Here is a 13675-nt window from a genome sequence, read left to right as displayed (position 1 = left end):
TCGAAAAGTAAATGCTGACAAGGCATACACAGAAAGTGCTAATAAGTAAGTCCTTAAATTTCATGTATCTAAATTTTAATTAGCCAATGCAATATCATCTTCCCAGTGAGGACGACTATAAGTTTGACTCAAATCCTTTCCGTACGATTTAGCTTGTTCCACCAAATAATTTGGAAGTGGCATGTACTGATGAGTAGGAAGCATTTCTTTAGCCTTGAAACATGCTTGTGCATATTTATTAAAGCGGATTAAATCTATTTTTCGATGTCCTTCATAGAGAAACTCTTTTGCTCTTTCATCTAATATGACATCTAGGAAAGCCTCCTTGGTGGCAGTTTGCTGAGCTGACAAATCACTTAAACCACTTCTTCTTCTCACTTGATTAACAGCATCTACAGCTTGAGAAGAAGGCGCAGCATTAGATCGCCTAACATCTACCTCCGCCATCATCAGCAATACATCAGCCCAACGAGCCAATGGAAAATCGTTACCCTGGAAAGTCGTATTAGTTTCAATGGGGTACTTATAAATAATATATCCACTCCATCGCTGACCCAAATCTTCTTTGGTCACCTTCCCAGTAACCGTGCCTTGATTATTGACCCAATACTCATCCAATATCACAGCCCGACGTTTATCATTTGGTTCATAACTATCATACAGTTTTGGTGAAACATTGTATGCCTGCATCCATCCACCTCCTTGATAGTTAAAAGGTGTAGGATTTCCCTTGTCATCAACTTTAGAAGCATCGTTAGGCGTAGCAAGCATAGACAATGGAAAGAAATTACCGCTACTAACGTCCCCATTGGCAGAAGGATCACAACTTAAAGCCATAATGATTTCACAATTAAAATCATTCGCAGCCTTAAACATATCAACATAAGGATTATCCCCCTTCTTAAACAAACTATATCGATTATCTTTACTCAATTCTTGATACATCTGCATGGCTTTATCATAATAGCCTGTCATATGTTCTCCTTCATTAAGGCAATGTTTCATCATACAAAATTTAGCATAATCTGAAGTATAACGACCGCGTTCCTTTACTTCATTAGGCAGATTATCCGCAGCAAACTGAAAATCATTATAAATCCAGGTACTCATTTCGTCCAACGAAGGTCTGACTAGGTTAGTCAAAGCTGCTTCATTATTTATATTATCCTTATCCACAATTGCAGGCAATGGTCCATAAATATGCATGAGATAATAAAGCATCAGGCCTCTACACAAATGAGCTTCACCTAACAGTCTTTCCTTGCTGATTGTTTTGAAAATTTGATCGTCTGCCTGCTCTAAAGTAGAGATAATCTCAGTAAAGCGAGTAATCTGGGCTAACTTAGGAATATGGTTGATATTATGCTCACCCACCCATGAACGTTCTGCGTAGACACAATCCCTGTAATCTGCTTGAGAAAGTTTCATCCATGAACCCCAGCCTAAGTTCCATGCGGCCATATTATCAGACGGAGCCTCAAAAACTCTCAGTATACCCCCTTCAGGGATATAGAAACTATGCTGACCCGGATCGTTTCCTATTTGATACTGCCATGTTGTTGTAAAAGGAATATAGCACGTCATCGTGTAATCTTCATATTCACTTTCTGTTTTAGGATAGTTTTCCGGATTCAATGTTCCGAAAAGTTTAGGATCGAAATTATCTTCACAGCCAGATAAGGCTAATGATGTAATAAAAAACAATATGAAGGATTTTATATTTTTCATAATCACAGTTATTAATATTAATTAGAATACAATGTTTGTTCCAAGTGTGAATGTGCGAGCTTGAGGATATTCGCCTCTGGATGCATTGTTTGCTCCACCCCCACCTGTATATATTTCGGGGTCAAAGCCCTTAAATTTACTGATGACAAACGGATTTTGAACATCTGCATAAACTTTAATGCCTTTCACATATTTTTTGAGTTTACCCAAGATTTTATCCCTGAAATTATAGGATAAAGTTATATTTCTCATTCTCACAAACGAGGCATTTTCCATGTCTATATTAACGCCAGCACCTCCAGGCAATGCACCCATGCGATCCACGGCCAGTCCAGGACGAGTACCATTGGGATTGGTTTGAGAGTTCCAAAGCAGGTAAGCATATTTGTTAGTATTTTCCGGATAGTCTACCGCTAACGGACCAGGTAATGCAGCTCTATACGCAATATTAGACTTAAGGATTCCAAATTGTCCGTACATGAAGAAACTGAACTCCCAATTCTTATAAGTGAATGTATTGCCAAAACCAATATAAATATCTGGTGTATTATCTTTTAGGTAGATATCATTTTCATCAATTTTTCCATCATTGTTCTTATCATCAATAATTGGACAACCTGGAAGTTGGGCTTCTGCCTGCAATGTTTTTTGTGACTCCGGCATATTGCTGCGGTCAGCGTTAATAATACCAGTCATCTTATAGTAATAGTAGGCATTCATAGGTTCCTTGTTTCTTTTTTGATAGCTACGATAATCATAGTTCGGCATTCTTTCTTTCCAGAACGAATTCGTTTTCGAGAAAGTCAGTTGCGTGTTCCAATTAAAATCTCCGACCATATTTTTAGTATCAAGCATAATTTCCCATCCTTGACGATAGAAATGGCCTCCATTTATAGGACGAGTTGGGTAAATGGCAAGAGGTGATGTTGATGCATAGCCCAATAAGCTGGTCACATCATTGCGGAATACATCAATACTACCACTTACTCGGTTTTTGAACAAGTAGAAATCCAAACCGATATTCTTCATGATAGTTTTTTGCCAACTTACGTCAGGATAATTAGTTCCCATTGAGACACAAGGTACATAAAAAAGGCCATTATCATTGAAGCCTACCTTAAATCCGCTAGGCTCATAAACACCATAAAGTGAACTACCTAAATTATCCTGTCCTGTTTTACCATAACTAGCTCTCAGTTTTAACAAATTAATCCAAAAAACATCCTTAAGAAATTTTTCATTTGAAATTTTCCACGCTGCTGAAACAGAAGGGAACAAAGCATATTTTTTCCCTGGAAAAAACTTATCGGTTCCATCTCGACGAAGGGTCGCTGAAATGACATATCTATCCAAGACATCGAAGCTTAATTTAAAGAACTGAGATCTTTTTTCATTTTTCAATGTATGAGAAGTTGGATATATCTTTCCTTTTGCTGAACTAATATCATGCTCATTAATCATGTCGTGTGTATCTTCGTAAGAGATACCGTATCCTTCATTGCTTTCCAAATATTTTCCCATACCAGCCATGGCATCCACTTGTACGAAATTAAACATATATTTCGAAAATGACAACATCGCTTCTAGGGTTTGTGTCTGTCTACGCTGTGAGTAAATATTTCCTCTTGACTTATACATTCTGGCAAAATACACATCGGATGGAATGAATGTTGATCTTCTGACATTTTCTTGATTCATGCCATATACCCCTTTAAATACTAGAATGTCTTTATACAACTTCGCGTTGATAGAGAAATTTAAACTATATCCATTCTCTTTACTATAGTCCACAATATCCTCCATTGCTTTGGGATTAGGAATATTACGGAAAATTGTATAACTCCCATCATCCTGCTTCACCGGCAAATAAGATGGATACAGAAGAGCTGATGTCAAAACACTAGGAGCAACATCACCCTGATTTCCTGTATCAGTACCAATTATACCATTATCATATGTATTCTGATTAGCGTTAAAAACCGATGTCAAGTTCAAGAAAGGGAACAAATCCAAACCTAAATTACCATGAACTGAATATTTAGTCATGCCAGATCTTGATACAGTACCTTGCTGCTTCAGGTAGCTTCCTCCTAGATAATACTTAAATTTAGAGTGTCCTCCGCTAATCGTCAGATTATGTTTGGTAAGGAAACCATTACGTAATACCAAGTCCTTCCAGTCCGTATCGGTTGCATTTTGCATATCCGCTTCAGTAAACTGGGGTTTCCATTTTCCATCATAAGGAGTTGTTCCATAAGGATATTGCTTGTTATTATACAAATAGTTTTCCTTATTGAAAACATTAGCTAACTCCATGTACTCTTTTGAATTCAGAACATCTAGATATGGATAGTTACGTACAAAAGAATAGCTGCCATCATACACAATATTAGGTGCTCCTTCTTTTCCTTTCTTAGTAGTAATCAATATAACTCCATTATCAGCTCCAATACCATAGATAGCCGCAGAGGCATCTTTAAGAATTTCTACAGACTCCACATCTGCCGGATTTAAATTGGCAATACCATTACGATCGATATTATTCGGAAGACCCACTTGGCCACAATTACCACTAAGGGCGTTATTCGGCATAACGATACCATCAATTACATAGATAGGATTTCCTCCTCCACGAATTGATATATTCACCTTTCCATCTGGCTGCATACTATTCACTGTTGCCTGTAACCCAGCAGCTCGTCCCATCAATAATTGGTTAACATGGCTGGTACCAGCTTGTGAAATTTTATCAGTTTTCACTTGCGCAATAGCGGTCGTAAGATTTTTCTTCGACACAGAGCCATAACCCACAACTACAACTTCATCAATGAGTTTTATATCTTCACTCAGATAAATTTCTAAAAACGATTTATCCAGCACATCAAGCACTTGCGACTCATATCCAATATAAGAAACAACAATTTTCTTATCTGCTGAAACATTTATTGCAAAATTACCATTAATATCGCTGATTGCGCCAATTGATTCCTTTTCCACCGCGATACTTGCCCCAATTATAGGTTCCCCTGTTTTACGGTCTTTGATTATACCTTTCAACATTTTTGTATTGGTCTTTACCGTTTTTTTTGCGCTCAGTATAATCTGTCTATTCTTGATTTGATACTGAATAGAAGTTCCTTTCAGCAAGGTTTCCAATACATTATGTATTGTTTGTTTATCAACATGTATAGTACGCTTTTGACGAACATCAATCACCTGTTTACTATACTGAAAAGAATACGCTGTTTTCTCTTCGATCTTGCTTAACACATGCTCCAATGATACATTATCCAAATGAAGCGTTATTTTCTCGTTCTGTGCCCAACCAATTCCAGTAGATAACAGCACAATTAAAAAGAATAAAAAAGGATACTTTTTATTTTTCATAGTTTTAAAAATTTGATAATTATATTTTGTCTTTATTGCTTTGCTAATTTTAGCCAATTCTTTCCCGTTTATATTAAAGACTGTTTAGAAAGAAAACCCCACATAAAAACACCTAAAAATTTTTAGTTTTTTTCGTCAGCCTACCAATATCATCGTAAATATCTGTAATACTATATATTAATGATATGGCAAATATGAAACTATTTCAGTTCGAAACAAACTTTAGAACGAATATCAGCAGATGAAGAAGCTATCAAAGCTTCATATTTTCCTGGCTCAGCAGCCCATTTATGCTGTTTGTCGTCAAAGTATGATAGTTCTTCAGCTGTAATAGTAAACAAACCCTCTTTCGTTTCATTTGGCTGAAGTTCTACTTTACAAAAGCCCTTCAATTCTTTAATGAGCCAAATTACAGAAAATTTCAGACTTTTAATATATAGCTGTATAACTTCAGCCCCAACACGTTTGCCTGTATTTGTAATTGGAAGAGTAATACATAACTGCCCACTCTTGTCCATAGACGTGCTACTTACCTTGGGGTTTCCATACTCAAATGTAGTATAGCTTAAGCCATGACCAAAAGGGAAATTGGGTGTTAACTTGTTTTTATCAATAAAGCGATAACCAACAAATAATCCTTCGTTATAGGGTATGTCATAAACCTCATTTCCTAAAGCATCGACACCTTTGTGACCTGGATATTCGTCCACCCTGTGAGCACCACACTGATCAAGACCCGCATAATAAGTATATGGAAGCTTACCACTAGGACTAACATCCCCCATGAGTATAGAAGCCCAAACATTGCCAGTTTCACTTCCCAGGTACCAAGCTTGATTCTTCCAAGGCATAGCTACACCTGTTCCACTGATGTTGATTACAACCAGTTTTTTATTAACTTGCAGTAAATCCATAATCAATCCATTTTGATTATAAGGCAAATCCATTGTTGTTCGGTCCGTACCTTCACAATCCTAATAGTTACTTTTATTTAGTCCTCCTATAAAAAGAACGATATCAGCATTACCAGCTGCGTGCAGAGCTTCTGCTCCGATTTCTTCTGGACTACGGTCATCCTTCAAGTTTTGCCCAGTTTTTACCCCCAGTAGGATCACCTACGTATCCACGGGCATATATGATTTCAGCTTGTTTACCAATACGTTTTCTCAGTCCTTCCAAAGGAGTAACTTCATACTTGGCTTTCAAAGAGGAAGAGCCACCTCCAACAGTCATCATTTTAATGGCATTTTCACCAATAACAGTAATACGTCTTACCTTTGATAAATCAATTGGAAGTAAATTTTCATTGTTTTGCAAAAGTACCATACCTTCTGCTCCTACTTTTCGGCAAGCATCTTTATGTGCATCTGCGACCATTGATCCCCAGGGTCGATCACTATTCATGGCAGTACGAAACGTTAGTCTTAATACTCGACGCACCTTTTCGTTTAATTCTTTATCAGTATAAATGCCTTCTTTTATACCTTTCAAATATGGGTTTGCCAACCAATAGTTATCATAGGCATTGCTAGCCCCCTCTGTTAACCCATCTGTCCAGCTTCCGAACTCCATATCCAAGCCTCCAATAATAGCAGTTTGTGTATCATGAACAGCTCCCCAATCTGATATGACCGCACCATCCCACTACCATTCTTCTTTCAAAATCTGATTCATCAGTATTGGATTATAACTAGCGTGTTCGCCTCGAAATAAATTATAGCCTCCCATAAAGTACCAAGCCTTACCCTCTACTGCAGCTGCCTTAAAACCTGGAAGGTATATTTCATAAAGCGTACGATCATCAACTATCGGATTGGAAGTGTGACGGTTGATTTTATTATTATTTAAAGCAAAGTGCTTCATGCAAGCAGAAACCCCATTGCTTTGCACGCCCTAAACATAGGGTACCACCATACGACTAATCAGGTATGGATCTTCTCCCATATACTCAAAATTACGTCCACAAAGAGGAGTTCTATAAACATTTATCCTAGGACCTAGTAATACACTTTTGTTGCGGAAACGAGCCTCTTTTCCAATGCTTTTATAAAATAAAGCCATGTCGGGATTCCATGTAGCCGCCAGACAAGAAAGTGCAAGAAAAGCCATGCAAGAATCATTGGTCCAACCTGCCTGATCCCATTCATCCCACATGACCTCAGGACGTATGCCCATTGGACCATTAGTACACCATAATTCCGGAATACCCAATCTGGGCACACCAGGAGCACTGAATTTAGATTGCGCATGAATAATATTTATTTTTTCCTGTAAAGTCATACGAGAAAGAGCATCCTCCACACGCTGTTTTATTGGTTGATTTTTATCCAAATAGACTGGAGTTTGCGCTGAAGCGGATATACCACAAAACACAAAAGCGCAAAATGTAATAGTTTTCAGTGTTTTAATTTTCATATTTAGCATTTTTGAATTGTAACAAAGTCTATTATTGAAAGAAAGCTACCACTTATCTCAAAGAAGTTAAAGAGCTGCGCGTAACCCCCTTAAACGTCATTTTTACAGGTTTTATATAACCTTCATCATCAAAAAACATCCGTTCTATGCAAACAACACGGGCATTCCCATCTGTTTCATTTAAGGGATGGCGATGATACACTATATACCATTCATCATCTTTCAACCCCTTTATCACAGAATGGTGTCCAGCTCCAGTAGCAACCTCCTCATCTTGTTCCAATATTTTTCCGACTCGCTTAAAAGGCCCGAATGGCGAATCTGCCATGGCGTAAGCTACACAATAGTCAGGACCAGTCCAATCACCTTCTGACCACATAAAATAATACTTCCCTTGATGCTTTAACATAAAAGGCCCTTCAACATAATTGTCTGGAGTTACTTCCTTACAAAGCGAGCCATCTTCAAAGGGAACAAGATGCAACAAATCATCACTTAATTTCACCATATTGCAATGCCCCCAACCTCCATAATACATGTAATAACTGCCATCATCATCCTTGAATACAAACTGATCGATAGGTTGTGCCCCGTTTATTATCTCATTGATTAATGGCTTACCCAAAGCATCCTTAAACGGCCCTTCTGGACTATCAGCAACAGCTACGCCGATACCACCAATTTCACCTTCGTGGACATCATTAGCAGAAAAGTACAGATAATACTTTTCATTAGCATAAATAATTGCGGGTGCCCATAGAGCTTTTTCCAACCAGGATACATTTTCTACCGAAAGAATTTTGGAGTGCTTTTTCCAAGTCACAAGATCGGGTGAAGAAAAAGCATCTAAAAATAGTTGCTGCTCAAATGGAGCTGAATAAGTAGGAAAAATCCAGTAACGGTTGTCAAACACTACCCCTTCAGGATCGGCATACCATCCTTCAAATAACGGATTGCCACTTTCTTGAACAGCTTTCGTATTGTTCAGTGAACACGACGAAAAGAATTGCCCACCTAACAATACATAAAAAACTAATAATTTGCACTTTATATTTAACATATGAGCTCTATTAATCGAAGTATGGATGCAGCCATATTCACTGCATCCATACAGTTAAAGATGTATTATGACTTACTTAACCTCAGTCAGCTCCAACACCCAGCTATCATACTCCTTATTTAAATCAAGAGCAAAACCGGCATTCATCAAAAGATCACCGGAAAAAATCCGATTGTGTAAATAACAAGGTTTATCATCTGCAGCCAAATTTAATTCTCTTATTTGATACTTCTTGTTTTTATCCAAACCATCCAGACGCACATGATGTAATCGTGGGTTAACATAGTGTTCCATTTTAAAAGCAAAGAACACTGCACGGTCTTTATTCTCAGTAACATACATCATTGACGCAACCGCTTTCTTTTCATACGGAGAAATCAGACGATATTGGTCTCCATACTGAATAACCGTACGAATCCCTTTATAAGTGTCAATGGCCTTTTTGGAAAATTCTTTTTCATCTGCATTCATATTCTTAGGTTGAATTTCCATACCTAAGCGACCAGTCATCGCAACATCAAAACGAAATTTCAATGGAACAAGACGGCCTGTCTGATGATTGGACGATGCACTTACATGCTGAGCCATTGCTATAGATGGATAAAAGTAAGATGTTCCCCATTGGATGAAGAGGCGCTGCAAAGCATCTGTATTATCACTAACCCAAAACTCGTTGAAATAAGGCATCACTCCGTAGCTGGCACGTCCGCCACCACTACCACAAGCTTGCATAACTACATCAGGGTATTTAGCGCGAATCCTTTCCAATACATTTATTAAGCCACGGTGATAATCAATATAAATATGTGATTGTTTATCCTTTGGCAGGTAGCTTGAGCCATAGTTCATTATTTCTCCATTAGCATCCCATTTGATATAAGCAATTTCCGGATTCTTACTCAATAGCCCATCTACTACACTGAAAACAAAATCCTGAACCTTAGGATTACACAAGTCCAGTACTACTTGTGTACCACCACGGCCACACATTAATTCTCTATTCATAGAACGCAGTACCCAATCAGGGTGCTTTTCAACCAACTCACTTTTTGTATTAGTAAATTCCGGTTCGATCCAAATACCAAACTTAATCCCATATTTTTTAGCAGTATCTGTAAGTCCTTTAATACCATGAGGGAGTTTTTGAGTGTCTACTACCCAGTCACCCAATGATGAATTATCTTGTATACGACGATATTTATTCCCGAACCATCCGTCGTCCATTACAAATAGTTCACCACCCATGGCTGCGAAATCCTTCATCATCTGATCCATTTCTTGTTCCTTGATATTAAGGTAAACCCCTTCCCAGCTGTTCAACAGAATATCTCTCGGCTTATCACAGCTATATACCATACCCATACGAGCCCATCGGTGGAGGTTCCTACTAGCTTCACCTAATCCTTCACAAGAATAAGTAAGAGCAAGTTTAGGAGTAGTAAATACTTCACGTGGTTCAAGTTTGTATTCAGAAGCCTCTTCATTCATACCGGCAAAAACATGATGCACATGACTACCATACGTATCATCAGAATCTATCCTAATTTTCGTACGTCCACCCCAACACAGAACAGCTCCAATAACACGTCCACTATTTTCCTGAGGTTTACCATCCAATGAAAACATAACCTCTGAGTGTTCACCCAATCCGTTACGTACTCCATCCATATTTTTTATAACTTTCATCCCAGAAGTCAACGGTTCTGTAGTAATCCGAGTCTCAGTACCCCAATGTCCGGATAGAGAAGAGATCCACACGTCGCCTCTACGAATCATAAAATGACCTGAATCAAAGCGCTTAAGTACTACCGCTTTCTTTTCGTTATGAGAATATTCAGTCCATGTTTCAATAATATCCAAATTGTTGAAAGCCCGAAAATTCAACGTTACATAAAAAGGGTAAACTCTGTCTTTTAAATGAATCACTGTAAGCTTTGCGCTTTTTTCATCCAAAGTTTCCACTTTGTCTACAATCAAATCCAATGTTAAGTTACCATCAGCATGAACCACCTGTAATGCTGAACTTTCATAAGATGAAGTACCAAATACCGGATAAGCTGGACGGCTCAATCCATTCCACGAATCAAAGACCTGATCTATTTGATTCTCATTAATTCTGTCACCAAAATAAGCAAATTGCAATTGCTGACCCTCTCCCCACGTATTCAATAAAATAGATGAACGGGGAGTAGAAATTAGTACTTTGCCATTCCATGCCTGAAGAATACCAGCAGGATATAACAAGCATAACAATAATACATAAACGATTTTCTTCATTGTTTTAAATTATTCAGTTAAACACATTCTAGTAAATTGTACTCGGATTTTCATTTAAAGAAATAAACGGATACGCAAAGATTGGCGGGCGCACAGCGCAAGTGTAACCATTAAAGTATCTGCTCATAGACTAATAGTTAAAAGGTTAATTAATATATTTATAGTAATGCTATCTGTAATACAAAGAATAATACGCATAATGTGTTAAGTAACCACACACTATAAATTTCCACCTATTCATGATTTATAGACTCATGAACTCAATTCCTCCATTAAAAGATTTAGGCGGCCATAGTATTCCACGCATAACATTTTTAAGACGGTTAACAACGTGATCACCACAGTATATTAACACTTTTTTATATATAGATATCAAACTATTTACATACCTTACTTCAAAAAAAGAACTGCCAATCTACCAGATCATTCTATAATTATAAATATGAAGAAGACAGATATACTATTAAATAATAAAGGTTATGTATGCTAAAGCTATGTCAAACTGAACACAAGGAATGAGCCATATAGAGCATACCTTAACACATATCCAATTGATAGATTTTTCCAAAAGAATCTTGCATAATTAAAAGGATTTGGCTAATTTTGACCATGTTCTATGGTTCAGTTTTTTCATGTGAAAAGCGGGGACTTTTCTTTAACTTACTGAATTTAAGGATATTATCAACTTAAATACTTAATTATTAATTAATTAGTTAGTTATAACTTTATTTTTTGTCATCTATTTACATATTTACCAAACAATTATAAATCTAATAGTTATAGAACACGCAATGGAAGATGAACAAACAAATAGGACAAAAAGTGCGTCAGAAGATTCTTTTTACATAAAAGAGCTTAAACAAGGAAATATAAAAGCCTTTGAGTTTCTATTTAATAAGTATTATAAAGACCTTGTCTATTTTTGCAACGTTTTTCTAAAGGACCAAGAAAATAGTGAAGATTTGGTACAGGATATCTTTGCACGCTTATGGGAAAATCGAGAACATCTCGATATTAAAGGTGCTTTAAAATCGTATCTTATGACTGCCGTGAAAAACAATAGTTTAGAAGAACTCAAACATCAGAATGTTATTAGGGTCTATCAAGATTATGCAATTGCTCACAATGACCCATTTGACTATGATGTAGAAAACTATATTTTATACTCAGAATTAAATCAACAACTTCAAAAGGAACTGAATAAACTCCCTAAAGAAATGAGGGAAGTATTTGAAATGCATCGATTTAAGAATAAGAAATACCATGAAATTGCCAATGAATTAAATGTATCAGTGAGAACAATAGAAAATCGAATCAGCAAGGTGTTAGAGGTTTTAAGAAAGAACATGAAAGGGTTTTATAACTTTATTTTATATTCTTTTTTATAAAAAAATGGTGGTATATTCTTTTACAACAGTCTTATAATTAATAGTTTGTTAAGAATTCGCCAAGCTTAAGCGGCTCTGGCTGTAAATAAAATGAGTTCTTTGAAAAGTTTGTCAATAACTTGCATGTCTGGGTTAATCCCAAACACGCAAATAAATCGTTCAAGCATATAAGCATTGTGTATGAATGACTTGCAAGAGGATATGGAATAGGCTATTCCGAGCCTCTTACATGCCGCTTTGGCCAAGTTGACAGCTGCAAGCGATGCATTGAAGTGAAAATTCAACTTTCTGAAGTCAGTTAACTGACAGTTGGTGATTCCTGCATGTTGCTTTCCATCTCTAAAGCAAAATTCCAACTGGAACCTGGTTCTGTAATAATCCAAGACTTCGCGTCCATCCATGGAATCGTCTGTAGAGAAATAAAGCTGCCACTTGTCTGTCCTCCCGTCCATCGGATATCAGACGGCTAAGGAAACATACCTTTTGAGAGCTTTTGCATATACACTCAATCCGTACAGCTTTCCCTTGTTCACCTCGTATTCCTTGCACCGGGTCAGATCTAGATTGGCAAAGTCAATCCTGCCGTCAAACCACTTGGGATGGCCAGGTTTTCCTGTTTTCTTTTCCAATGTTGGATAGTACAGGACTACGTCATTCCTGAAGCGGCTGATGACATGGAAATCACTCTCACACATAGGCGTTATGAACGTTTCCTTGGAAAAGAATGCGTCTGCAACCACCGTTCTGAATATGCTCTGTAGCTCGTCTTTTCTACTGATAAGATAGTTGCTATACCAGTCAACTAGGTTCTTACCCATATTATCCAAGGTCTTACAATCCGACGTCTGAATGGAACCTAAAGTCATGCATTCATGGTTGTCGATGTCAATGACACCGATGCCCATGATTTCCAATCTTCGCTTATAATCCCCGGCACAGCCTGACCAGAAGACCAATCCAAGGTGTCTTATGACCGGACTTGGGGATATAGGAAGGATCGATGGTGATGGCTTTTCTTTTGCCTATGAGATGCTTGCTGATGATAGAGGCGTTGAACGCAAACCGGTCGAAAGTTTCATTCCCAAAAAGGTTACGGTATGTCTGTTCCGAAAAACATCCATACCTGCCCAATTGGAGGAAATTTATACGATCCGGGATGGCCATGAATAATTTCATGGTGTCCATGAACGTTTTTTCAAAAGGTTTGTGTATATTCACGACTGATTTGAGAGCCGACAGGCACTCGGATTGGTATTGCATAAGGAGTGTTTCTTTAGCCATAACCAGATGAATAGTTAACTTTTAATTTACTAAAAAATCAACAAATCATGCAGCACTTTTACCTTTGTTATCAGCATGTTAGCTCACTTTTTTCAGCACATTTCTTCATGCTTAACCATTCGTTTTTGACAACATTTCA

The 13675-nt window shown here is 37.4% G+C and carries 5 protein-coding genes and 2 pseudogenes; 1 reads left to right on the top strand and 6 read right to left on the bottom strand.

Going from position 1 to position 13675, the window contains the following annotated elements; genetic code table 11:
- Positions 1 to 75: 75 nt before the first annotated feature.
- The 5 genes and pseudogenes from JXR92_RS11610 to JXR92_RS11590 form a co-directional block, all read right to left on the bottom strand.
- A complete protein-coding gene (locus JXR92_RS11610) occupies positions 76 to 1728 on the bottom strand; it encodes a RagB/SusD family nutrient uptake outer membrane protein (RefSeq protein WP_117599463.1) in 1653 nt (550 codons plus the stop codon).
- Positions 1729 to 1749: 21 nt separating this feature from the next.
- Positions 1750 to 5172, bottom strand: a complete 3423-nt coding sequence (locus JXR92_RS11605) for a SusC/RagA family TonB-linked outer membrane protein (RefSeq protein ID WP_117599462.1) — start codon at positions 5170 to 5172, stop codon at positions 1750 to 1752.
- Positions 5173 to 5315: 143 nt separating this feature from the next.
- A pseudogene (locus tag JXR92_RS11600) lies at positions 5316 to 7530 on the bottom strand (glycoside hydrolase family 3 C-terminal domain-containing protein).
- 52 nt (positions 7531 to 7582) lie between these two features.
- On the bottom strand, positions 7583 to 8590 hold the full coding sequence (locus tag JXR92_RS11595; RefSeq protein ID WP_117599461.1) for a glycoside hydrolase family 43 protein: 1008 nt from the start codon (positions 8588 to 8590) through the stop codon (positions 7583 to 7585).
- Between the two features lie 72 nt (positions 8591 to 8662).
- Complete coding sequence (locus JXR92_RS11590; RefSeq protein ID WP_117599460.1) at positions 8663 to 10867, bottom strand: alpha-galactosidase; 2205 nt, start codon at positions 10865 to 10867, stop codon at positions 8663 to 8665.
- Positions 10868 to 11658: 791 nt separating this feature from the next.
- On the opposite strand from JXR92_RS11590, the gene JXR92_RS11585 reads away from it, so the two are divergent.
- The gene (locus JXR92_RS11585) at positions 11659 to 12255 is read left to right on the top strand and encodes an RNA polymerase sigma-70 factor (RefSeq protein WP_117599459.1); all 597 of its coding nucleotides are present in this window, start codon (positions 11659 to 11661) and stop codon (positions 12253 to 12255) included.
- A 65-nt stretch (positions 12256 to 12320) separates the two neighbouring features.
- Here the strand turns inward: JXR92_RS11585 and JXR92_RS17485 are convergent.
- Positions 12321 to 13536: pseudogene (locus tag JXR92_RS17485) on the bottom strand (transposase).
- Positions 13537 to 13675 lie beyond the last annotated feature (139 nt).

The organism is Bacteroides parvus (genome assembly GCF_017309675.2).
Lineage (GTDB): Bacteria > Bacteroidota > Bacteroidia > Bacteroidales > Bacteroidaceae > Bacteroides > Bacteroides uniformis.
The sequence above is the reverse complement of the archived record's forward strand: the minus strand, read 5'-3'. Positions and strand labels throughout refer to the sequence as shown.